This window comes from Labrenzia sp. VG12, assembly GCF_002237595.1.
In the GTDB taxonomy this organism is placed as follows: domain Bacteria; phylum Pseudomonadota; class Alphaproteobacteria; order Rhizobiales; family Stappiaceae; genus Roseibium.
This window is the reverse complement of the sequence record NZ_CP022529.1, coordinates 5,899,899-5,923,606: the sequence shown is the minus strand read 5'-3', so window position 1 is coordinate 5,923,606 and position 23,708 is coordinate 5,899,899. Positions and strand designations below refer to the sequence as shown.

Sequence of the window (23,708 nt, the reverse complement as noted above, 5' to 3'; positions counted from 1 at the left end):
CCTTAGCGGTTCGCGCTGAATGTGAAGGCGCGCTGCAAGGCGAACATCAGCCGGTCCAGCATGAAGCCGATAAGGCCGATGGTCAGAACCGCGACCATGATCTTGGCGAGCGACTGCGAGGAACCGTTCTGGAACTCGTCCCAAACGAATTTGCCGAGACCCGGGTTCTGCGCGAGCATTTCAGCCGCGATCAGCACCATCCAGCCCACGCCCAGCGACAGACGCAGGCCGGTGAAGATCAGGGGCAGCGAGGACGGCAGCACAAGCTTGGTGATTGTCTTCCAGGTCGGCAGCTGCAGGACGCGGCCGACATTCATCAGATCCTTGTCGACCGAGGCGACACCGAGCGCGGTGTTGATCAGCGTCGGCCACATGGAGCAGAGCGTCACGGTGACGGCGGAGATCAGCAGCGACTTGGAGAGCCAGTCATAGGGGTTGGCGTAAGTCGCCGAGACGATCATGGTCACGATCGGCAACCAGGCGAGCGGCGACACCGGCTTGAAGATCTGGATCAGAGGATTGATGGCGCCGTTGAAGGACCGGGAGAGACCGGAGGCAATACCAAGCGGGACGGCAATTATGGTTGCGATCAAGAAGCCCAGGCCGACGGTCTTGAGCGAGGTGCCGATCTGGTCGATATAAGTCGGCTTGCCGGTATAGGTCCGGTGCTTGATCTTGTCGGTCTTGCCCTCAGCTTCATATTTGGCGTTGCGGGCATCCTGGCGCTCGTAAAAGGCGGTCGCCTTTTCGCGCTCGCGGACATGGTCTTCCCAAAGGTTGATGGTCTGGCTCCAGACCTGCGCCGGTCCGGGCACCGCGCCAAGCGACGTCTGCACCTGCGGTGCGAGGGCTCCCCAAAGAACCAGAAAGGCGATGATGCCGAGCAGAGGGATCAGCAGCACGCGCTTCAGTTCACCCAACTGCTCTTTCGGGCTGTCGCCCGCGGCGATCTTCATCAACGGCACCAGCCAGGAGAAGCCGAGGGCGTCCAGCCAACCGCCGGTCTTGTTGATCCAGGTGAAGAGTTTTTCTTTCCGGGCGGCCCGTGCAAGGTCCGCAGAGCCGGCGGTATCGGCGTTGGCCATGGGAATGGTCCCTTAAGTCTTGTCTTGATCTTTTGAAAAAAGGGAGCGGCGGCGCTGCGAACCGCCGCTCCAAAGGGCTGGGATCAGCCCCCCACGACCTCGTTGCCGTCAACGATCTGCTTGCCTTTCAGGCCGATCGGAAGGCTGTCGATATAGGCGTTCGGCTGTTTGCCGTCATAGGGAATGCCGTCGATGATGTCGGCTGCAGGCGTCGGCGCACGGTAGCCGTCTGAGTCCCACGGGAAATCCTCTTCGGCGACATGACCTTCCTCGACCAGCAGGCGCGCGGCTTTCAGATAGGTTTCCGGCAGATAGACGGACTTGGCGACTTCGTCATACCAGCTGTCCGGCTTGTGCTCCGGGATCTGCCCCCAGCGGCGCATCTGGGTCAGGTACCAGACGGCATCGGAATAGTAGGGATAGGTCGCAAAGTAACGGTAGAAGACGTTGAAGTCCGGAACGTCCCGCTTGTCGCCTTTCTCATACTCGAAGGTACCGGTCATGGAATTGGCGATCACTTCCGCGTCGGCGCCAACATATTCGGACCGGGCCAGGATCTCGACCGCTTCCATACGGTTGGCATTGTCGTTTTCATCCAGCCACTTGGCCGCACGGATCAGGGCCTTCGTGATGGCCAGCGTGGTGTTCGGGTTTTCCTCGGTGAATTCCTTGGTCAGGCCGAAGACCTTTTCCGGGTTGTTCTTCCAGATCTCGTAGTCGGTGATGACCGGAACGCCGATGCCCTTGAACACAGCCTGCTGGTTCCAGGGTTCGCCAACGCAGTAGCCGTAGATCGTGCCGGCTTCGAGCGTTGCCGGCATTTGCGGCGGCGGGGTCACGGAGAGCAGCGCTTCGCCCTGGATCTGACCGGAAATGTCGGTCTCGGAATAAAAGCCCGGGTGAATGTCACCGGAGGCCAGCCAGTAGCGCAGCTCGTAATTGTGGGTCGAGACCGGAAACACCATGCCCATGTTGAACGGCTTGCCTTCGTCGATGAACTTGTCGACCACAGGCTTCAGGGCAGCTGCCGAGATCGGATGCTGCGGACGGCCGTCTTCCATGGTCGGGATGTTTGGCTTCATCATCTCCCAGATCTCATTGGAAACGGTGATGCCATTGCCGTTCAGGTCCATGGAGAACGGCGTCACGATATGCGCCTTGGTGCCGAAGCCGATGGTTGCGGCGAGCGGCTGACCGGCAAGCATGTGAGCGCCGTCCAGTTCGCCTGTGATCACGCGATCAAGCAGCACTTTCCAGTTGGCCTGGGGCTCCAGGGTGACAAAGAGCCCTTCCTCTTCGAAATAGCCGAGCTCATAGGCGACAGCGAGCGGTGCCATGTCGGTCAGTTTGATGAAGCCGAAAGTCAGTTCATCCTTTTCCACGTCGAGCATTTCCGCGAAGGCGGATGTTGCCGGAACCATGGCCGTGGCGGCCATCAAGGCACCCAGTGCCGCCCGGCGCGTCATCTGAAAAATCTTTGCCTGTGTCACGTCCGTTCCCTCTTTTTCCACGTCCTTGTGCGGACGCTGGCTGAAAACAAAAAAAACCGCCGTCTTGATCTGCGCATAGGAGGAGAGAATGCAGATCAGAACGGCGGCTTTGCCTGGGCGCCCGTCCGTGGGCGCGATATGTGTTAGGCCAGCGTCGGCCTCGAAGTCTACTTAGCATGAAGCGTGCCAGTCTCGCCTCACTGTCGTTTTCTTCTATTTTTCAATCACTTGTTGTTTTTACTTTAAAAGGAGCCGGATCATGACTGCCTGTTTCGTTGGCCCAGCTTTGAGGCAAGTGATCTTTTTTTGTGCAATGCAGCGCGCGCTTTGCGATGCAATGGGCGGCAGTCTCTTTCCCGGTGCTCACCGCTTCGGCCTGTCAAAGAGCTGCGGTGACCGGTCTTCCGGTGCCGCTTCGATCTGCAGCGCTTCCAGATAGGCTTGCGGCGAAAAAAGTGCGCTGACTTCCGCTTCGTCTTCCGCCGTATGACTGGCCTGGTTCCAGCGCGCCATCTGCCGGTAGAACCAGACGCCTTGCGCGGGTGCAGGCGCTCCTTTCACGCCGCCGGAGAAGACCAGGAAGTCCGGGATCGACCTGGTCACCCCATCTCCGAGCCTGATCTCGCCACTCAGCGCCGGCAGGCACAGCTCTTCAGGGCAGGCCAGATAATCCGGACCGGCGAGGATCTCTGCGAGCGTGCTTCGATTGGCGGGATCCGCGCACCAGTCGGCAGCGCGGGCAAGAGCGCGCATCATGGCCGACAACGTGACCGGGTGAGCTGCCGCCCATTTCCGCGTCACGCCAAGGACCTTCTCGGGACTGTCCGGCCAGATTGCCTGTTTGTAGGTGACTATGCGCCCGGTTCCGGCCAGAACGGCAGCGGTGTTCCAGGGTTCGCCGACGCAATAGCCGTCCAGCTGCCCCGCCGCCAGTGCGTCGGCCATGAGCTGCGGGGCCAGAACGGAAATCTCGACATGCCCGTCCGGGTCGATCCCTGCTGCCGCAAGCCAGTAGCGAAGCTCATAGGCATGGCCTGAGAAGGGGTGCACGACGCCGAAACGCAAGGGTGGGTCAGTTGCCTCAAGTCTGCGGGTGACGACGGACGCAAGAGCCTGACCTGTCGACGCCGGGCCTCCATTCTGGTCCGCACCGCGTTCCCGCATTTCCCCCCAAAGCGTCTTGGAAACCGTGATCGCATTGCCGCCGAGGCCGAGCACCATCGGTGCGAGCATCGGAACGGCCAGGCTGGTCAGGTTGAGCGTTGCGGCGATCGGCATGGGCGCCAGCATGTGTGCAACGTCGAAATGCCCAACGGCGATCCGATCGCGAATGTTGGCCCAGGAGGTTTCGCGGATCAGCTTCAGGTCAATGCCCTCCTGTTCCGCAAAACCCTTCTCCCTGGCGACTGCCAGCACGGCGCAGTCGAGGAGCGGAATGAACCCGGCAATGACGGGTGTCAGATGCGTTTCCATTTTCCTCCGGTCTCCATACTGGCCGCTCCTCCCCGACCGGGTTGTTGGTGTGGCATCGCCTAGTCTCCCAGCAGTCCGCTTGCAATCACCAGGCTTTGGGCCACGTCGATGATCTTTCGGCTCTGGTTCATGGCTGTCCGCCGCAGAAGATCGTAAGCCTCCTGCTCGGTCAGCCCCTTGGATTTCATGAGAATGCCCTTGGCGCGATCGATGGTCTTGCGGTCGGCAAGCTCGGAGCGCGCCTCTTCCAGATCCTTGGTCAGCTTTGAAAAGGCCCGGAAACGGCTGATTGCCATATCGAGGATCGGCTTGACCCGTTCGCGCTTCAACCCGTCGACAATATAGGCCGATACCCCCGCATCGACGGCCGCTTCGATCGACTGACTGTCTGCCTTGTCGACAAACATGGCAATCGGTCTTTGCACCGCGCGCGAGACCTGGAACATGTGCTCCAGCCGGTCCCGATTGGGGTTTTCAAGATCAATGACAATGACGTCCGGATTGATGTCCGCGATCTGGCGCACCAGGCCGTCCATCTGGTGCACGAGAATAACCTGGTCATGCCCGGCATCGCGCAATCCCTCTTCAATGATGGATGCCCGGATCTTGTTGTCATCAATGACCAGAATCGAAAGCCCGCCGCTCATGCCGCAATTATGCGCAGGGCTATTTTTTATGCAATCTTTTTGTTGCGTCGCAGCATTTTCTTTGAAGCAGCCGCCCTTGCCCGGGATTTTCTGCGCCAGAAACGCGCACGGCTCCCGTCAAGAACGGGAGCCGTGCAGCATCCGGATTGTGCCGGACTTTATCGAGCCGGTTTATTTGCGCAGGGCGTCCAGGCTGAACCGGCCGGCTCCGAACGCAACGATCTGCAGGAGACCGCCCGCGATTGCAATGTTCTTGAAGAAGTGAATGAACTGGTTCTGATCGCCGAGCTGATTGTGGAAGGCCAGCGCGGCAGCCACCGTGAACAGCGCCATGATGGCTGCCACGTAACGGGTCTTGAAGCCGGCAATCAGCGCAAGGCTGCCGAAGATCTCCACAACCACGGCCGCGATGTAGCCGAGTGTTGCAAAAGGCAAGCCGGCTGCATCGATCCAGGCAATGGTTGCCTCGGCGGAGCCCAGCTTGTTGAGACCGGAAAGCAGGAAAAGCGGTGCGATCAGAAAGCGCGCGGCAAGCGGAGCAAGACCTTCAAGGGACTTGTTCAGCGCACCGTCGGTGCCTTGTGCACCAGCAGTTACATCGAGATTAGCCATTGGATTTTGTCCTCATCTGTCAGGCGATCCCGATGACCGCCTCCTGTGAGACCAAGATATTGTTTATCTTAATTATGATAAGATCGATAATATTTGTCTATTTGTTCGTTAAAATTGAACAATACCCTTCGCCTGATCCTCTCTTCTTGTCATACCGGTTTGGCATCGCCAAGACCGGGACCCAGTACGCCGTGTCGATAATGCAATCCGCTAAACACAGCCAAGCGGATACTAGGTCCCGGCCTTGCGCTTCGCTCCAGCCGGGATGACAAGGAGGGTGTGCGCCACATCCCCTGCACACTGACGCCTCAGGGTGCACCTCGTGACATTGACTTTGTCGACGAGAGTGACCCCAAGGGACATCTAACCGCCCGACCCCGTCTCCTCTTTCCGGAACTTCACCGGCGGTGATTTCTCCGGCAACAGCCCGGCGCGGAATTTCTGCAGCACCACTTGCAGCAACAAACCGACCAGCAGCATGCGAATGAAGGAGCTGCGCGTTGCCCATTCCGGCGGCAGACGGTTGGTGAAGATCTCGGTGACCGACCAGAGCGTCCAGATGCTGAGCGCCCCCAGGATGGCGCCCCGGTTGTTGCCGGAGCCACCGGCCATCAGCATTACCCAGACGAGGAACGTAACCAGCAGCGGATCGGTTGCGGTCGGCGACAGGAAGCGGAAGTAATGCGCCGACAGGCCGCCGGCGATCCCCATCACCGCGCAACCGATCACGAAGGTCTGGATCCGGAATTTCTCGACATTCTTGCCGGCGGCAGCGGCCGACGTTTCATTGTCCCGGATGGCCCTGAGGCTGCGCCCCCAGGGACTGTCGTAAAGCCGGCTGGAGGCCAAATACACCAGCAACACCACCACCCAGACGAACCCGAGAAACACAACGTCGCTCATGCGGCCCGTTGCCAGATCGCCGAAGGGGCGCGGAATTCTGGAGAGCCCCAGACTTCCATTGGTGAGCCAGTCCTCGTTGACGATGACCAGCCGCAGGATCTCGGCAATGCCGATGGACGCCATGGCCAGGTAATCGCTCTTGAGCCGGACGCAGATCCTGGCAACAGCCCAGCCCGCCAGACCGGCAATGACGGCCGCCCCCAGAAGACCGATCGGCACAGGCAGACTGAACCCGCCAAGATGCTTGGACGAAGCGGCTGTCGTCAGGATGGCGGAGGAATAAGCGCCGACGCCATAAAAACCCGCAATCCCGGCATTGAACAAACCGCCCATGCCCCACTGGATGTTAAGCGCAAGACACAACAGGGCGTAGATCCCGCCCAGGATCAGCAGACTGACGAGATAGAAGAAGAGACCGGTCAGTTCCATCAGAGCAGCCTCCCCTTGAAGAGGCCCTGTGGCCTAAAGATCAGAAGCGCGATCATGCAGATGAAGGCCACGGCGGTTTTGTAGGACGGCGAGATCAGCGCCTCGTCCCCGATCCAGTGATAGGAGGAAAGCTCCTCGGCCAGACCGATGATGAAGCCGCCGGCCATTGCCCCCATGGGCTTGCCGATCCCGCCCAGGATCGCCGCGGCAAACATCGGCAGAAGCAGGTTCCAGCCGAGATTGGGATGCGCACTGGTGTTCAATGCGGCAAACGCGCCAGCAACCGCCGCCAGGGCCGCACCGATGATCCAGGTCCAGCGCACCACCTTTGCCGTATCCAGGCCCGAGACTTCAGCCAGTTCGGGATCATCGGCCACCGCGCGCATGGACCGTCCGGTGCGGGTCATGGTCAGGAAAAAATGCAGCAGCACGGCAATGACCGCTGTCGCCACAATTGCCTGCAGATGCAACACGGACACCCTTATCGTGTCGAACAAGACCAGTGGCGGCTTCACGCCGGATGAAAACACCTGGTTTTCAGAGCCCCAGACAAGCTGGATGACGGACCGGAACACAAGCGCAATGCCAAAGGAGGAAATCACCGTGTAGATCGTCGGCAGGGACCTGAGCGGCTGGTAGAAATAGCGGTCGACAAAAAGCGCGGAGACAATCGTCAGGGCCATACCAAAGGGGATCAGCAACAGCGGATTGACCGGCATGACGGCCGCGGCCGCCAGGATCCCGTAGGTGCCGAGCGTCATCAGATCGCCATGGGCAAAATGGGCAAAGCGCAGGATCCCGAAAATCATCGAGATGCCGACGGCGCCCAGCGCGTAGATGCTGCCTATGGTGAGCGCCGGAAACAGATAGAAATTGATGAACTCGATCACGCCGCGCCTCCAAGAAAGAGACGGCGGACATTTTCGTCAGCCAAAAGCTCCTGTCCGGTTCCGCTGACGTGATTGCGCCCCCCGACCAGAATATGGCCATGATCGGCAATCTGAAGCGCCTGGCGCGCGTTCTGTTCCACCATCAAGATCGTGATCCCGGTTTTGCGAATGTCGAGCAGCAGATCGAAGATCCGCTCCAGATAAGCGGGGGAAAGACCCGCCGTGGGTTCGTCCAGAAGGACCAGCTTGGGCTCGCACATGAGGGCGCGGCCCATGGCGACCATCTGGCGCTGACCGCCCGAGAGTTCCCCAGCAGGCTGTTTGAGCTTGTCCCTCAGGTCCGGAAACAGGGTCAGCACCTTGTCGAGTGTCGCTCCCTTGTCTTTCGGCGGCGCGGCATAGGTCCCGACATCCAGGTTCTCGGCAACCGACATGGTCGCAAACACGTTTTTGGATTGGGGCACCGCTGAAACGCCCAGCGGCACAAGCGCCGAGGTTTTGGCACCGGTGAGGTCCCTGTCTCCAAGACGGATCGACCCTGCAGAGAGTTCTGTCAGCGCAAAGATTGTCTTCAGCAAGGTCGACTTGCCTGCCCCGTTCGGCCCCAGAATGACGGCAATCTCGCCAGGCTCGACCGCCAGAGAAATGTCCTCGATGATCGGAGGGCCACCGTAGCCGGCGGTCACCCCCATAACCGTCAGCTGCTCCGTCATATCTGGACCTCGTATTTGCCGCCGCCGAAATAGGCTTCGATCACGCGCTCGTCGTTGCGCACGTCTTCCACCGTTCCCTCGGTCAACAGGGTGCCCTGGGCCATGACCAGAACGTGGTCGCAAAGCTTCGAGACATAGTCGAGATCGTGTTCGATCAGGCAGAAGGTGAGCCCCCGCTCCCGGTTCAGCATCAGGATCTTGTCCGCCAGTTTGCCCAGCAGCGTCCGGTTGATGCCGGCGCCGATTTCATCCAGCAGGATGATCTTGGGATCACGCATCAGGGCCCGGCCAAGCTCGACGAGTTTCTTCTGCCCGCCCGACAGGTTGCCGGCCTGCTCGTCAATGACATGTTCCAGTTCCAGGAGCTTGATCGTTTCGCGCGCCCGGTCATAGACCGCCCGCTCCTCGGCGGCAAAACGGCCGCGCCGGAAAACGACATTGAAGACATTTTCCCCCTCGGGCGCGGCCGCCGCTGCCATCAGGTTTTCAAGCACCGAGAGCCGGTCGAATTCATGCGGGATCTGGAACGTGCGCGCGAGGCCCGCCGCTGCCCGCTCGTGGGGTTTCAGCCGCGTGATGTCGTGCCCTTCCAGCAGCACCCGGCCGGAACTGGGCCGGATCGCCCCGGCAATGACGTTGAAGGCCGTTGTCTTGCCCGCACCATTGGGCCCGATCAGACCGGTGATGCGGCCTGCGCCGATGTCGAAGCTTGCCTGGTCAACCGCCCGCAAACCGCCGAAATCGACGCAGATCTTGTCCAGCTGGATCACGAGTTATTCGACAATCGCGATCTGCTTGTAGCCATCGCCATCGACGACGAACTTGCCTATGTAACCGCCGACATCGCCATTGGCGTCGAACTCGGCAGCACCGCTGGCACCGTCATAGTCGATGTCCTTGCCGGCCTTGATCAGCGCGACGGCCTTTTCCCATTCACCCGGACCAACCTTTTCACCCGGTGCCATGGCAACATCCCGCAGGGCCTGAGCCATGGCCGCACGATCGGTGGAGCCGGCCTTTTCAATCGCCAGCAACGCCAGGAAGGTTGCATCATAGGTCTGGTCGACAAACGCCTTGTCCGCGCCTTCGCCATATTCGGCGTTGAAGGCATCATGCAGGGTCTTCTGGGCCGGATTTTCCGCCGGTGACGTCGGCGAGGAGAAGAAAGAGGTCTTCAACGCGTCCGCTCCGACATTTTCAATCAGGAGCTCATCCCGCAGACCGTCGGTGCCGACGAACTTGGTGAATAGCCCGCCTTCAATCGCCTGGCGCACGATCTTGCCGCCACTATCGCCGGCATAGGCGATCACCACGAGTGCTTCCGGCTCTCCCTTGGCGAGACTTGCCAGTTCCGAGCGATAGGAGTCCTTCTTTTCCTCGTGTTTGTTGGCTGCGGTGATCTTGCCGCCCGCGGCTTCATAGGCGGCCTGGAAGGTCTGGCCGATGCCGACGCCATAGTCGTTGTTGACATAGGTGAGCGCGACATTGTTCAGGCCTTCTTCCAGAACCATCTTGGCCAGGATTTCCCCCTGATAATTGTCGGAGGGCACAATGCGGAAGACCAGGCCATCGTCTTGCAGGTCGGTCATGGCCGGTGACGTTGCCGTCGGCGAGATCTGGGCGACGCCGGCCGGAATGATCGCCGCTTCAGCCGCTGCAATCGTGGTGCCCGACATCAAGGAGCCCATGACAATAGGTACGTTCTCGATGTTGACGAGTTTCTGCGCGGCATCCACCGCACCCTGGGCGGTGCCGGTGGTGTCGCCATAAACCGCGACAGCGTTGCCACCCAGCAGGCCACCCTGGTCGTTGACATGCTTGACCGCGAGGTTGGCCGCGTTCTGGAGCGGCGGAATGAAGTTGGCAATCGGTCCGGTAATGTCCATCAGGATGCCGATCTTGGTGTCATCGGCCTGAGCCGCAGTACCGGCCCCCATCAGGGCAGCGGCTGCCACGAAAGTCATCAGTCTGTTCATGCTGTCATCCCCTCTTACACACTTGCTCGTTCACGCCTGCACGGTTTGCTCATTCCTCCTCGGCAAACTTTCTTCCTGCAGGATTTCCGTCTCGAACCGGCCCGGCAAACTGACTTCCAGCAGCTCAAGGTCGGTCGTTGCGCCCGTGTATCTGGTCGCCAGTTTCGGCGGGATCACAAAGGCGTCTCCGGCAGTCAGGCGGAAAGGGTCTTTGCCCTCGCCCTCAAGGGTCATCTCGCCTGCCAGCACAAAGTTGAACAGAATGTCGCCGTGATGGCGCGTCCAGGGGGCCTCTTCCCCCGTCGGCCGCGCCACCATTACGGAGGCGACACCCTGGGTGTTGTCGCAAATGGTCGTGTCCCGCGCCTCGAAGCCCGGTACGCGAAACGGCCTGAACGTGCCGTCCTTTGCCAGATTATGCACGAATTTCTGGCCCTGCCATTCCCGGTCGGGACGCTCATGCGGCGTCGGCAGGGTCATGTCGTGATCGATTTCGGTAATGTGCTCCGCCGGAACGCCGATCTCGACCACCTCGATCCCGTCCGCCGCATGCATGACCCGGTGGCGGATTTCCGGCGGCTGGATGAAACAGTCCCCGGCCGTCAGCCGGCGCATGCCGCCCTGGTCTTCGTAAAGAACATCCACCCAGCCACGCACGCAGAAGATCAGCTGAAACCCAACCTTGTGGAAATGGACCATGTCCGGCACAGGACCATCCGGCACCCGGATATGCGATGCGATCATCGCACCACCCAGCCGTGTCGGCACCAGATCGCGGTATTCCATGCCTGCGCGCCCGATCACCCAGGGAGCCTGGTCCGCCAACCGGCGCACCACAAAGGCGTGCTCGGTCTCCGGCAGAACCAACGGCGGGTTCAGTTCATCGATTTCAACACGCGTGCCATTGGGCGCGACCAGCAACCGGTCTCCATCGGCAAAACCATCCGGGTCTTCGGTCAGAATTCGCAAGGTCCCCGGACCTTCCGGCGCTCCTTTTTCGACCCGAACACGCAGGCCGTGACCTGAAAAGACCGCGATTTCCGGATTGTCGGCCGGATAGATCATGTCCAGCCGCATCTTCAGAACCCTGGTGAAGAACGGCAGGTCCTTCGCCAGGTCTTCGGTCGGCAATCGTATCTCGGCACGGGTTTCCGTCATGTCGCTCTCCCCCTTCGATCCCCTTGTCACCCTGCCTTGGCAGGTGCAGCGGCTTTGTCTTTTTGTGCCGCCTCATGGGCGGCGAGATAGGCTGCCTCGCCATCAAAGACGAAGCGTAGAATTCTGTCGGACGCGGCCACGGCATCCCGGCGGCAGAAAGCCTCGTAGAGACGCGCATTGCCTTCGACGATCAGCGGGTGATTGTCGCCATCGGCAAAGGTCATCAGGCGCACAGCCTGGACCTGGGTCATGTAGCGCTGCAGGGCCTTGCGCAAGGAACCGTTCGGCACCGCATCGATCCAGCCGTTTCGGAATATCTCACAGGCGCGAAACAGCCGCTCCGCGTCTCCCACCGCCATGGCGGACCGCGCGTCGTTCAGCGTTTCACCCAGCGCGGCCAGCTCCGTTTCCGAGAACGCCTGCGCCGCCAGAGCCGCCGCACGGGGTTCCAGCAGCCGGCGCAGATCAAAAATCTCGAGAATTTCCTGATGATCGAGCCGCGGAAGGACAAACCCGCGCGTCGTCGGCTCCAGATAGCCCTCATGCGCCAGACGCATCAGGGCATCCCGGGCAGGCATGCGCGAGACACCAAACTCCGCCGCAACGGCCGTGTCGACCAAACGCACGCCCTGCACCAGTTCACCGCGCTGAATGCGCCCCATCAGAACGTCATGGATCTGAGCGCTGGTGCTTTGCCCGCTTGAAGGCGCCGGGTCGGCTTTGTTGGATGTCATAACCAGCTAGCTTTCATCAAGTCAGGCGCAAAACCGTATACAGTAAAAGTCAGGAGTCCGTGGCTTCGACCTTTAATTTCAGCCAAAAATCGCAAACCTGAAATCCTTTAAGCTTGAACTATTGTCAAAATTGTATACGAATAATCCCCTACGGGTCAACAGTCTTAACAACGCCCATGACGTCGAATTCGAACGGCGTGACAACCAAATAGCGGCGGAACCATCGGGGGGATCATGAGCACCAGAAAAGACGGCTATTTCCTCTATCATTCGATTGGCCAGTATCCGGAGAAGGAAGCGGATCTCGCTGCAGCAATGACAGACCTTGGTGCAGTGTGGAGCGCCTCAAACGACCGGCAATGGCCTTATCTTCTGGGCAAGCGCGCAGAGTTCATTGATCTTTGGCGACAGCTGCTTGGCGCACCGTCCGGATCGGTCACGACCTGCGAGAATGTCACGCAAGGCGTGCACATGTTTCTGACCGCCCTGCCCGAAAATCGGCTCAAGGGTCAAAAGGTACTGGTGGGGGAAGACTGCTTTCCGTCAAACCATTTTCTCCTGACCCGCCTGCAGGATCGCTTCGATTTTGACCTGGTCACAGTTCGGGCGCGCCAGGGGGCGGATTGGGTCGCCGACGAGGACATGATTGCCGAATGGGACAGTGACGTTGCCTTTGCCCTGATCACCTGGGTCAGTTCGACAACTTCGCACCGGGTCAACCTGGAAAATCTCGTGTCTCATGGACGCGCCAAGGGCAGTCTGATCGGCGTCGACATCACCCAGGCCGCTGGATTGCTGCCTTTCTCGGTCGCGGCGCCCGAGGTTGATTTTGCCGTCTCGACCAGCCTGAAATGGATGTGCGGTACACCAGGCGCAGGCGCGTTCTATGTTCACCCGGATCTGATCCCGGAGTGCAAGCCGGAGCTGCGCGGCTGGTTCAGCCAGGACAACCCGTTCAACTGGGACATCGACGCCTTCGACTACGCGCCGGATATCCGGCGCTTCGACAATGGCACGCCGGCCATTTTGCCCGCTGCTGCAACGGTCCCGGCGCTCAAGTGGCACAGGGATGCCGACACAGATGCCATCCTGGCACATAACAGGCGTCTTTCGGATCTGCTGATTGCCGGCATTGACGACATCGGACTGAAGCTTCTCACGCCGCGCGCTGAACAGGAGCGCGGTGGCAGCCTGATGATTTCGCTCGGCGCTGACGCGGAGGCAGGCCGTGCACTGGACGATCTTGGCAGGGCCGGCTTTTCCGCCGACACGCGCGGCGCCACACTGCGCTTGTCTCCGGGCGTCCAGACGACGGAAGAGGCCTGCCGGGAAGTGCTCGAGGTTCTGAAATCATCGGTGAGCGCTGCCGTTTGAGGTTGCTCCGCAACTTTCTGTTTGGGTACCGCAGAGCCCCCCTCGGGGCTGCCTCTCAAAGAGCCCGGGGTAAAGCGCCGATCCTTCGAGACGCCGCTAAAGCGGCTCCTCAGGATGAGGCTGGAGTGAACAGCAGCCCTCGGTTGCTTAAGAGAGCAACACTCATTCGTGTGAAGCTGCATTTGCCGGATTGAGCAGGCTGTTCCACAAACTGAAACCTCATCCTGAGGAGGGCCGACGGCCCGTCTCGAAGGATCGGCCACACACACCAACTCCCCTTCTACCGCACCCCGGTCAGGCAAAGCACTGACCGGGATGACGATGGAAAAGGCCTTACTCTACTTCTGCAAAACTCGCCACGGTCTTCAAGGCGCCGTCGAGATCGGTGCCCTTCTCGTCCTTCAACGCGGCCTCCCGCAAACGCGCTACCCATACCGGCCCATCCTCGCGGCTTTCCACCATCCGCGCGCCGGCCAGCACCTTGTCGAACTTTGAAAGACCTCTGGCATGGGTGTCGGAATAGCCCTTGATCAGACGGCGGCATTTCAGAATTTCAACGGCCATGGCGTAGCGGTCCGGCAGATAACCGGACACCATCTTGAGCCAGTCCTCCAGGTGGTCCTGCTCCATTTTATGGCGCAGGGTCTTGAGGCGCCAACCGCGCATGCCGCCAAGGATGTACAGCATCGCGAAACCACGCAATCCGTCGGCGCGCATTCGCCTGCCGCGGTTGAACCAGCGGTCGATGCGCGCCATCCAGGCCGGGTCGCGCTCCAGCCGACTGCCCAGCTTGACCGGCAACAGGCCAACGATCTCTTCGGCACGTGGATGAAGATAGTCCGTCAGACGCAGCAGCTTGCCATCGTCGATCCGCATTTCCTGATTGATGCGTTCGAAACGCTGCGGCCGTGTTTTCAGGTCGGCAACGCGAATGACGTCGTCATAGGCCATCGCATTGGCAATGTATTTGGCAGCTTCCCTTGAAAGCTCGAAGCCATGCTCTGCATCATCCTGCCGAACCAGAGCCTCCAGCCGGTCCAGATATTCGCTGCCATAAGCTACATCCTGAAAATCGACCACTTTTTGCAGCCCGGCACGCGCCATCTCCTGGGCAGGTTCGGGAAGCGCAACAATCCGGGCTTGCAGACTGGCATAGGCGGCACGGCTTTTCTCCGGCCCGGTCGGTTCGAGGATCTGCGGTTCCGGTGCGGTTTTCTCTTCCGGCTGCTCGGGCTCGCCCTTCCTGGCCAGCTCGTAGCCGGCCGCGAAGGCACGCAGGCTGGCCTCAACGCCCTTGCCACCGGCGCGAATAGCCTCTTCGAAGGCTTCCCGCCTGAACGGCAGTGCCTCGGATCCGGCAAGCGCACCGAAGAGCGATGCTGAAATCACGGACCCGACCTTGAGCGCCGCTGCATCCATGTCCGCCATGACCAGTTTCTGGGCGGCGAGTTCAGCGGCGGCCTTCACCTCTTCGGAGGACGCCATGCCATCGCCGGGCACGGTTTTCTCCGACACCGCCAGCATGCGATGGGTGGAGGCGATCAGCGTGGTCCGATCCGGCGTCACGAAGCCCCGCATTATCGCGCGGCCCGTTTCCATCATTTCCGCCGCGATGGTGATGTCAACGTCACCGGCTGAGGGAGCCAGCGAAAAGACCGGTGAGACCACGTCTCCCGGTGCCATTTCGATGTAGTAGATCGTGGCCCCGGTCCTTTGCGCCACCCCGGCGACGCTGGTCGCCTGGCAGTGATAACCTTCAGCGCGTGCCAATCCCTCGATCCAGTTGGTGAGCACACCGCCCCCCTGGCCACCGACAGCCAGGATCGCGATTTTCAGGATCCCTTCAAGCGCGGGATCGGTCGGCTGCCCCTCCAGGGGAAGTGCCAGGGACATCAGACCTCCTCCGCGCTGAAAGTCAGACGACGACCTGCGCGGCGCGTCTGCAGCCAGGCAATCACCTTCTGACGCAATCCGGCAAACCAGCTCTCAAAGCCACCCGGATTGTGAACCACGTTCGCCTCGTAAAAGGAGGGGCAGAGGATCGCGGCGTCGGCGACCTCGCCACAATTGCCACAGCCGACACAGGACTGGTCGATATGCGCGACGGGATCGTCTCGCAAGGGATCGTCCAGCTTCTTCAGCGACAAGGACGGGCAGCCCGACAGGCGAATGCAGGCGTGATCGCCCGTGCACACATCCTGATCCACCCCGAAGCGCGGCACCTCCACCCGCGTGCCGCCGGCAATCGCCTTGTTGCGCAGAGGCTTTTCGCGGCGCTGCCGGTTGAGCATGCACTCCGAAGACGCCACGATCACCTTTGGCCCGTCATAGTCGGTTGTCAGCGCTTCGCGGATGGTCGCCCGCATCTGCGTGACGTCATAGGTCCGGTCAATCTGTCGGATCCATTTGACACCCGCGCCTTCCAGCGCCTTGGTGATCGGATTGTTGGTGGACTTGGACTTGTTGCGCGCCCGGCTGGAGGGAATGTCCTGGCCGCCGGTTGCTGCCGAATAGTAATTGTCAACGATGATGGCAACGCTGTCGGACTTGTTGAAGACCATGTTGCCGATCGAGGAACTGAGGCCGTTGTGCCAGAAACCGCCGTCGCCCAGGATCGAGATCGCCCGTTTCTCGCCACCACCATCAAAAGCCGCGTTGGAGGCCGGACCAAGGCCATAGCCCATGGTCGAGCCGCCAATCTCGAATGGCGGCAGGCAGGCGAAGAGATGACACCCGATGTCGCCGGTGATCTGGTGCTGACCGACTTCCTGCTCCACCAGCTTCAGCGAGGCGAAAATCGGGCGTTCCGGACAGCCTGTGCAAAAGCCGGGTGGCCGGATCGGCACGGTCTGGCTGAGATCGGGAAGCTCCGGCTTGGGCGCATTGGGCGCCAGAACCTTGCCGGGCAACAGATCCGGTGCATGCTTGCGAACAAAAGCATCGAGACCGTCCAGCATGATCTGGCCGGTGTATTCGCCGGCTTTCGGAAAGATGCCCTTGCCTTCGAGTTTTGTTGTTCCCCCGGCCTTGTAGAGCATGGCTCCGAGTTGCTGCTCGATGAACTCCGGCTGCCCTTCTTCGACCATCAGGACGGCGTCCTTGCCAGTGCAGAAGTCAAGCAGGTCTGACTGAACCAGAGGATAGGTTACGTTCAGCACATAAAGCGGCACGGACGTGTTGCCGCTGATATCGGCGAGACCGAGCCGCTGCAGGGCACGGATGACGCTGTTGTAGAAGCCGCCCGGGCAGATGATCCCGACCTTGCCATTGTCCGGTCCGAACCGCTCGTTGAGCTTGTTGTCCAGGATGAATTTTTCGGCCGCCGGCCAGCGGTTGTCGACCTTGTCATGTTCATGCGCATAGGACATGGGCGGCAGGACCACCCGCTTGAAATCGCGCATGGGGTTGGCCAGAGCATCGCGGACCGAAAGCGGAGGCGGCACGTTGTCGCTTGTTTCAAAACTGCCGGTCACGTGACAGGACCGGATCCGCACCATCAGCATCACCGGTGAATTGCTTGCCTCCGACAGGGCAAATCCGTCGCCGACGGACTTGACGATCGAGGTCAGGTTCGGACGCGGATCGAGCAGCCAGAACTGGGATTTCATGGCAAAGGCGTAGGACCGCTCCTGCATGATCGAGGAGCCTTCGCCATAGTCCTCGCCCACGATGACCAGAGCTCCGCCATTGACCCCTGACGAGGCAAGGTTGGCCAGCGCGTCGGAAGCCACATTGACCCCAACCGAGCCCTTGAACGTGACCGCACCACGAATGGGATAATGCACGGAGGCCGCCAGCATGGCCGCGGCTGCGGCCTCCGAGGCATTGGCCTCGTAGCGGATGCCGAGCTCGCCCATCAGGTCCTCGGCATCGGCCAGCACGTCCATCAGATGGGAGATCGGTGCGCCCTGATAGCCGCCGACGTACCCGACACCGTTTTCCAGAAGCGCCTTGGTGATGGCCAGTATGCCTTCACCGGTAAAGGTGTCGCCGGTGCCTTTGCGAAGATGCTCAACCTCGGCCTTGAACGACCTTTCGGCCATCGGCTCCTCCCTCGAAACTCACGTCATATCGGGTGCTTGCGCACGTTCTTCAAAATGGTCTGCAAGGTGGCCACGAAGGCGCGCTGCTCGGCCTCGTCGATGCCCTTGAACATCGCCTGGTAGGCACTTGCAAGATGCGGCCAGAGCTGCTCATGCGTGTCGCGTCCCTTGTCGGTCAGATGGACGCGGACAGCCCGACTGTCCTCCTTGTCTGTCACCCGCCGCACCAGCCCGTCGCGTTCCAGCGCATCCAGTGCCCGGCTCAGCGTCGACACCTCCACGATGGCATAAACGGACAGATCCCGGATCAGCAGTCCGTCGATCACGGACAAGACGGCGAGAGACCGCATCTTGGGCGTGGTCAGCCCGAGCTTGGCCATTTCATCGCGCAGGGCAGCATTGTAGCGCCCCATGATGCGGTTCATCAGATAAGGCGGAAAGTTCTCAAGTCCGATTTCACCGAGCCGCGGCACGCGCTCGTCTTCAATCGCCTCTGCCGTCCGATCTTCCTCGTTCATGCACCCATCCGCTTTGCCAGATTGTAGCCGGATCCGCCGCCAAGCCCCGGACCGGGATGCGTCGAAGCCCCGATCTGGTGAAGGTTGCGGATTTGGGTGGCGCTATTAACGGACTGGGCCAAGGGGCGCCAGATGAAAAACTGGTCGATGCTGCAGGCTCCGCCATAGGGATCGCCGCCGACCAGATTGATGTTGAGGTCGTTGAGATCCGCCGGAGAATAAGCCCGCCGGGCCAGTTTGATCTCATCGAAATTCCGGATATGCCGCCGCAAGATGTCCTCCAGCCGATCGGCGAAGGCTTCGCGTGTCGCCTCCGTCCAGTTTGGTGCGGTCTGGATTACGCTTGCAGCGTCGCCCTTGATCACCCGTGGCGCATCCGGCACCTGCAGCCACAGCAGGGCTTTGCCTTCCGGGACACGCGTCGGGTCGAGCCGATGCGGCTGGCCGACACAAATTGTCGGTGTTTCCGGCAGCAGGCCGCGCTCTGCCTCGTTCGCGGATTTCGAAACACTGTCAATGCCATCCGCCAAATGGATCAGGGCAACGTCCTCCAGCCCCGCCGTAATCCAGTCCGGATCGCCATCCAGCGCATAATGCAGCTGAAAATTGCCGCGCCCATAACGGTAGGTGGCAGCGCCGGGGGCAGCCTCCTCATCATCAAGCAGGCGTCCATAAAGCTGGGTTGGGGTGACCGAAGCGATGACCGATTGCGCCTTTATGGTCTCGCTATCTGCCGTCCTGACACCGACCGCCTTGCCGTCTTTCACAAGGATCCGATCGACATCCGCACCGGTGCGGATGGTCCCGCCCTTCGCCTCGATGAGCTTTCGAAAGGCTTGCGGAACGCTTGCCGATCCACCTTTGGCAACGGGCGCGCCGGCGGCCTCCAGGGCAAAGGCAATGACCCGCCCCATCTGTCCGGAATACGTGCTTTCGGGTGTCAGGCCCGTGTGCAGAACCCAGGGCGCCCAAAGGGCCTGCAGGGTTTCACTCTTGTAGCCAGTTTCCAGCCAGCCTCTTGCCGGCTGCAATGCGGTTCCGAACCAGGCCTTCAGGCCGGTCAGACCCAGCTTCCAGGCCTGACCGACCATCAGGCGCGCCATCTTCACCGACCAGAGCGGGTTTCCGAGCAGGGCAAAGAGAAACTCGGCATCCGCCTCGACACCGCCGACATCGGCGGCATGTTGCAGCCCGTCGCCCGCCGAAAGCGCGTCAAAGGCGGCAATGTTCCGGCTCCGGTCCATAGACAAGACAGCCACCTCGCCTCCAGGCCGCAAAACGGCCGTCGGATGATTGCCATGGCAGAATTCCAGTCCGTGTTTGCCAAGATCCTCGGCCAGTTCCGCATAGGACGGCGACGTCAGAAACAGAACGAAGGTCGCCGCCATGACATCGTGGTGATAGCCGGGCAGCGTGATTTCTTCCGTGCGCATGCAGCCGCCAAGCCGATCGGACCGCTCCAGCACAAGAACGGGCTCGCCCCGGCGCGACAGCATTGCTGCCGCGACGAGGGCATTGATGCCCGAACCGATAATGACATGCGGAGCGGTCACGGTGTCTGCCTCACGCCTTGGGAACGAGTGCCAGGGCGCGGATCGGACTGCCGGTTCCGCGTTCGATTTTCAGCGGCGCGGCGATCAGGATTGCCCCCTTGGCCGGCAGCTTGTCCAGGTTGGCAAGCGAGGCCAGTCCAAAGCAGTTGTCCCGGTGCAGAAGATTATGCGCCGGATAAGGAGGCTCCATCCCCCCTGCCTGTCCGGCATCAGTCCCGATGCATTGGCTGCCCCAACCGACAATCTTCTTGGACAGCAGGTATTCGATGGCATCCGGCGTCGGACCGGGACTGTGCGGCCCGGTGTCATCTGTGTTCAGGAACAGCGCCTCGTCATGGGCGCGTTTGTCCCAATCCGTGCGCATGACAACCCATTCCCCCTCGCCGATCTCGCCATGTTCGGCTTCCCAGGCCTTGATCAGGTCCGCAGTCAGAAGAAAATCCGGATTGTCGAGGCTCTCCTGCGAACAGTCGATGACGTTCACGGGCGCCACAAGACGCTGTACATCGAGTGTGTCAGTAAAGCCGTCGTCATAGTCCTTGCCGGTGATCCAGTGATGCGGCGCATCGAAATGGGTTCCGGAATGCTCGCCCAGCACCATCCAGTTCCAGGCAAAAAACGGCCCGTCTGAATCATATTCGCTGATCTTGTGAATTTCGACCTTCGGCGTCGCCTTGGCGAAATCCGGCGGCAACTGAATGATCGGCGTGCTCGGTCCCAGGACGCCCGTGCAATCCACCACTTCCACCTCTCCGGACAGGAGCTTGGCTCCGAGCCCGCCGAGTGCGTTCTCTGCAGACATGATGTGTTCCCTCTGTACCTCTGCGGCCTGTCGGCTCGTTGTTGCAATTCGATGCTAGACAGATTTATTTGTATTTGCAATTATCTTCTTCGTCAGCGGAGGGGAAGAGCGTGACTGAGACCTTGGACAGCATCATTATCGGCAGCGGGCACAACAGCCTCGCCTGCGCTGTCCACCTGGCGGCTCGCGGCTGGAAGGTCGGTGTTTTCGAGCGCGCGGCAGAACCAGGTGGCGCGGTCAAGACTGGCGAATATACGCTTCCCGGTTTCCGTCACGACTGGGCCGCCATGAACCTGTCGCTCTTTGCCGGCTCGGCTTTTTTTAAGGAATATGGCGAAGATCTGGGTAGGAGCGGACTTGAATTTGCGCCGGTAGCCAATTGTTTTTCTTCCGTCTTTCCGGATGGCAGCTGGCTCGGCGTCAGCAATGACCTGGAAAAGACGGCACAGCGTATCGCCGCCGAAAATGCGCTGGATGCCGAAACATGGCGCTCCCTGACGGCCGAATTTCCGGCGCGCGCCGAGGGCCTGTTCGGCCTCCTGGGTGGTCCGGCGAAAAAACGTGCATTTGCATATATATTGTTCAAAGAGTGGCGCCGGAGCGGCACCGGCGGGGTGATGGATCTCGGCCGCTTCCTGCTGGCATCGCCAAGAGACTGGCTGAGCGAGACCTTCGTCTCTCCCAAGGTGCGCGCCCTCCTGGCCGCTTGGGGCATGCATCTTGACTTTGCACCCGATATTTCTGGCGGCGCAGTCTTCCCCTACCTGGAGGGCATGGCCAACCAGGCTTTCGGCATGGTCCTTGGCAAAGGCGGCGCAGATACGATCACCAGGGCGATGACCGCAACGTTGGAGAAAAACGGCGGCTCGATAACCTGTGATGCCGAGATCACACGCGTTCTGATCGAAAATGGACAGGCCATTGGTGTCGAGCTGTCCGACGGTCGACAGGTAATGGCAAAAAAGGCCGTGATCGCCAACGTTGCGCCGGCGGCCCTTGCCAGGCTCACCGGCGCGACCGGAAACAAACGCTATGACAGCGGCCTGAAGACCTCGATCCATGCGCCGGGCACCATGATGATCCACCTCGCGATGGAAGACCTGCCCGACTGGACGGCGTCTGAGGACCTCAAGACCTTCGCCTATGTGCATCTTGCCCCCGATCTGGACCAGATGGCACGGACTTATACGCAAGCGCAGGCCGGCTTGTTGCCTGATGAACCAGTGGTCGTCTGCGGCCAGCCGACCGCCATTGATCCAAGCCGTGCCCCGGACGGCAAGCACGTGCTCTGGCTTCAGGTCCGCATGGCCCCCGGCACGATCAAGGGAGATGCAGCTGGCCAGATCACGGCGACCGATTGGGAAAGCGCGGCCGAACCCTTCGCCGAACGTGCCCTTGATCTTCTCGAACGCTATGCGCCTGGCGCTCGAGCCAGGATCCTCGGCCGTCATATCGTGACACCCGCCATGCTGGAGGCGGACAATCCCAACCTGGTCGGAGGAGACCAGATCTGCGGGAGCCATCACTTGACCCAGCATTTCCTGTTCAGGCCCGTTCGCGGTTTTGCCGACGGCACCACTCCGGTTGGAAACCTTTTCCATACCGGAGCCGCCGTCTGGCCTGGTGCAGGCACCGGCGCCGGGCCCGGATATCTGCTCGCACAAAAACTTGCCGGATAGCGACAAAAGAAACGCACCGGCTCCAGAGACACGATGGGGAACAACATCATGAAGCTTACAAGACGAACGCTTTTACAAACTGCAGCGGCAACAGGCGTCCTGACCGCTGTTGGCACACCGGCCCTGGCCCAGGGCATCGAAGAACTGGTGATTGCCTACAATGTCAATCTGCCGAGCTGGGATCCGACGGTCGGTCCGTCGGCCGTCAATCCGACGATCCAGGGAATCTACCAGTCCGTCTTCGACATGTTCATTCATCAGAACCCGGATCTGAGCTTCGGCTCCGGCATTCTGACCGAGTGGGGCTGGAACGAGGACAAATCCAGGATCTGGATGGATGTGCGCGAAGGTGTCACCTGGCACAATGGCGACCCTTTGACGCCGGAAGACATCGTCTGGTCGCTGGAGCGGGCGGGCAATGCAGACACCGGCAATCCGATCCAGTTCATCTGGGGCAAGATCGGCAATTTCAGTGTCGAGGGAAACCGGATCACCGCCGACGTCAAGGAATACGAGCCGACCATCTTCAAGTGGATGAGCTTCCTGACGGGCTACGTGCTGCCGAAGAAGTACTACGAGGAAGTCGGTGCGGATGGCTTTGAGGCCGCGCCCGTCGGAACCGGTCCCTATATGGTGGACAAGTTCGAGCGCAACGCCTTCGTGCGCCTGAAGGCCAATGAGAAGTACTGGGGCGGGGCTCCGGAGTTCAAGACGGTGACCATCAAGTTTGTCACAGATGCCTCCAGCCGCACCTTCGAGGTCATGTCCGGCAATGCGCATGTGACGCTGGAAATGCCTTATGAGGAATTCGACCGGCTGAAGGAACAGGACGGCCTTGTCGGAACCGCCGCCCCGATCTCGGATATCGGAATGATCTTCATCAACGATGTCGAACCGATGAACGACCCGAATGTGCGCAAGGCCATGGCGCATGCCATTGACAAGAAGACCATCATCGAACGGCTCCTGTCGAATTACGGCGTCGCCATCGACACCCTGCAGACCCCTGATTACACCGCTTTCGATTCCTCGATCACGGTGCCCTATGACCCGGACAAGGCCAAGGAGCTGCTGGCGGCCTCCGGCTACGGTCCGGACAATCCGGTCACCTTCCGGATCCAGACAACGCGCGGCTTCAAGCCCAAGGATTATGAAATCATCCAGGCAATCGTCGGGCTCTGGCGCAAGGTCGGCATCGAGGCCGAGATCGAGGTTTACGAAATCGCCAAGCACTATGAACTGCGCGCGGCCGATACACTGGCCCCTGCCGCCTTCTACAATTGGGGCAATGCCATTGGCGACCCGACAACCTCGACCGGTTTTGCCATGTTTGGCCCCTCACCGCATTCGGTCTGGGACGGAGAAGATCTGATGCAGAAGATCCTGCCGCTCTGGGGTGAGGCCGACGAGGACAAGCGCATTGCCGGCTGGAAGGAGGTCGACCGGTTCATCGCGGACAACGCGCTGGTCATTCCGCTGATCCAGTATGTGCAGCCGATCCTGCATTCGGATCAGGTCAAGGTCACGCCTCATGCCTCTGGTGCCCTGTTGCCCCACCTGATGACGCGTTCTTAACTTCGCCTGCGCCGCAGCGCCCAGCTGTTCCAGCTTCCCGGGGCGCTGCGGCGG

Annotated in this window: 20 protein-coding genes; 3 read left to right on the top strand and 17 right to left on the bottom strand. The window is 60.7% G+C overall.

Features of this window, described 5'->3' with window-relative positions; all coding sequences use genetic code 11:
• Positions 1-2 precede the first annotated feature (2 nt).
• From CHH27_RS27290 to CHH27_RS27230, 12 genes are all read right to left on the bottom strand, one after another.
• Positions 3-1,085, bottom strand: a complete 1,083-nt coding sequence (locus CHH27_RS27290; RefSeq protein ID WP_094074397.1) for an ABC transporter permease — start codon at positions 1,083-1,085, stop codon at positions 3-5.
• Positions 1,086-1,168: 83 nt separating this feature from the next.
• On the bottom strand, positions 1,169-2,551 hold the full coding sequence (locus tag CHH27_RS27285) for a CmpA/NrtA family ABC transporter substrate-binding protein (RefSeq protein ID WP_208989038.1): 1,383 nt from the start codon (positions 2,549-2,551) through the stop codon (positions 1,169-1,171).
• 387 nt (positions 2,552-2,938) lie between these two features.
• Positions 2,939-4,048, bottom strand: a complete 1,110-nt coding sequence (locus CHH27_RS27280; RefSeq protein ID WP_094074396.1) for a CmpA/NrtA family ABC transporter substrate-binding protein — start codon at positions 4,046-4,048, stop codon at positions 2,939-2,941.
• 59 nt (positions 4,049-4,107) lie between these two features.
• Positions 4,108-4,695, bottom strand: coding sequence for an ANTAR domain-containing response regulator (locus tag CHH27_RS27275; protein WP_094074395.1), 588 nt, complete (start codon positions 4,693-4,695; stop codon positions 4,108-4,110).
• Positions 4,696-4,866: 171 nt separating this feature from the next.
• Positions 4,867-5,307, bottom strand: a complete 441-nt coding sequence (locus tag CHH27_RS27270) for a DoxX family protein (protein ID WP_094074394.1) — start codon at positions 5,305-5,307, stop codon at positions 4,867-4,869.
• Positions 5,308-5,670: 363 nt separating this feature from the next.
• Positions 5,671-6,639 carry a branched-chain amino acid ABC transporter permease gene (locus CHH27_RS27260; protein WP_094074392.1) on the bottom strand — a complete coding sequence of 323 codons (969 nt, stop codon included), beginning with the start codon at positions 6,637-6,639 and terminating at the stop codon, positions 5,671-5,673.
• The gene (locus CHH27_RS27255) at positions 6,639-7,529 is read right to left on the bottom strand and encodes a branched-chain amino acid ABC transporter permease (protein WP_094074391.1); all 891 of its coding nucleotides are present in this window, start codon (positions 7,527-7,529) and stop codon (positions 6,639-6,641) included. The genes CHH27_RS27260 and CHH27_RS27255 overlap by 1 nt, the downstream gene beginning before the upstream one ends.
• Positions 7,526-8,242: an ABC transporter ATP-binding protein gene (locus CHH27_RS27250; RefSeq protein ID WP_094074390.1), complete on the bottom strand. Its 717-nt coding sequence runs from the start codon at positions 8,240-8,242 to the stop codon at positions 7,526-7,528. Before CHH27_RS27250 ends, CHH27_RS27255 begins: the two co-directional genes overlap by 4 nt.
• Positions 8,239-9,012 carry an ABC transporter ATP-binding protein gene (locus tag CHH27_RS27245; RefSeq protein WP_094074389.1) on the bottom strand — a complete coding sequence of 258 codons (774 nt, stop codon included), beginning with the start codon at positions 9,010-9,012 and terminating at the stop codon, positions 8,239-8,241. Before CHH27_RS27245 ends, CHH27_RS27250 begins: the two co-directional genes overlap by 4 nt.
• Before the next feature lie 3 nt (positions 9,013-9,015).
• Positions 9,016-10,218 (bottom strand): ABC transporter substrate-binding protein, encoded by a 1,203-nt coding sequence (locus CHH27_RS27240; RefSeq protein WP_198338314.1) that lies wholly within the window; start codon positions 10,216-10,218, stop codon positions 9,016-9,018.
• A gap of 30 nt (positions 10,219-10,248) precedes the next feature.
• Positions 10,249-11,376 carry a cupin domain-containing protein gene (locus CHH27_RS27235; protein ID WP_094074388.1) on the bottom strand — a complete coding sequence of 376 codons (1,128 nt, stop codon included), beginning with the start codon at positions 11,374-11,376 and terminating at the stop codon, positions 10,249-10,251.
• A gap of 26 nt (positions 11,377-11,402) precedes the next feature.
• Positions 11,403-12,110 carry a GntR family transcriptional regulator gene (locus tag CHH27_RS27230; RefSeq protein WP_094074387.1) on the bottom strand — a complete coding sequence of 236 codons (708 nt, stop codon included), beginning with the start codon at positions 12,108-12,110 and terminating at the stop codon, positions 11,403-11,405.
• Positions 12,111-12,344: 234 nt separating this feature from the next.
• On the opposite strand from CHH27_RS27230, the gene CHH27_RS27225 reads away from it, so the two are divergent.
• Entirely contained in the window at positions 12,345-13,484 is a 1,140-nt protein-coding gene (locus CHH27_RS27225) for an aminotransferase class V-fold PLP-dependent enzyme (RefSeq protein ID WP_094074386.1), read from the top strand.
• 333 nt (positions 13,485-13,817) lie between these two features.
• Here CHH27_RS27225 and CHH27_RS27220 read toward each other — a convergent pair whose 3' ends face one another.
• The 5 genes from CHH27_RS27220 to CHH27_RS27200 are packed head-to-tail and all read right to left on the bottom strand — an operon-like array spanning position 13,818 to position 20,400.
• On the bottom strand, positions 13,818-15,377 hold the full coding sequence (locus CHH27_RS27220; RefSeq protein ID WP_094074385.1) for an indolepyruvate oxidoreductase subunit beta family protein: 1,560 nt from the start codon (positions 15,375-15,377) through the stop codon (positions 13,818-13,820).
• Positions 15,377-17,527: an indolepyruvate ferredoxin oxidoreductase subunit alpha gene (locus CHH27_RS27215; protein WP_094074384.1), complete on the bottom strand. Its 2,151-nt coding sequence runs from the start codon at positions 17,525-17,527 to the stop codon at positions 15,377-15,379. Before CHH27_RS27215 ends, CHH27_RS27220 begins: the two co-directional genes overlap by 1 nt.
• 23 nt (positions 17,528-17,550) lie before the next feature.
• Positions 17,551-18,045, bottom strand: coding sequence for a MarR family winged helix-turn-helix transcriptional regulator (locus CHH27_RS27210; RefSeq protein WP_094074383.1), 495 nt, complete (start codon positions 18,043-18,045; stop codon positions 17,551-17,553).
• Positions 18,042-19,598 carry an NAD(P)/FAD-dependent oxidoreductase gene (locus tag CHH27_RS27205; RefSeq protein ID WP_094074382.1) on the bottom strand — a complete coding sequence of 519 codons (1,557 nt, stop codon included), beginning with the start codon at positions 19,596-19,598 and terminating at the stop codon, positions 18,042-18,044. The genes CHH27_RS27210 and CHH27_RS27205 overlap by 4 nt, the downstream gene beginning before the upstream one ends.
• A gap of 10 nt (positions 19,599-19,608) precedes the next feature.
• Positions 19,609-20,400 carry a cyclase family protein gene (locus CHH27_RS27200; RefSeq protein ID WP_094074381.1) on the bottom strand — a complete coding sequence of 264 codons (792 nt, stop codon included), beginning with the start codon at positions 20,398-20,400 and terminating at the stop codon, positions 19,609-19,611.
• Positions 20,401-20,510: 110 nt separating this feature from the next.
• Here CHH27_RS27200 and CHH27_RS27195 point away from each other — a divergent pair, with 110 nt between their 5' ends.
• Together CHH27_RS27195 and CHH27_RS27190 are read left to right on the top strand one after the other, a co-directional pair.
• On the top strand, positions 20,511-22,079 hold the full coding sequence (locus CHH27_RS27195) for an NAD(P)/FAD-dependent oxidoreductase (protein ID WP_094074380.1): 1,569 nt from the start codon (positions 20,511-20,513) through the stop codon (positions 22,077-22,079).
• Positions 22,080-22,127: 48 nt separating this feature from the next.
• The gene (locus CHH27_RS27190) at positions 22,128-23,654 is read left to right on the top strand and encodes an ABC transporter substrate-binding protein (protein ID WP_094075048.1); all 1,527 of its coding nucleotides are present in this window, start codon (positions 22,128-22,130) and stop codon (positions 23,652-23,654) included.
• Positions 23,655-23,708: the final 54 nt, after the last annotated feature.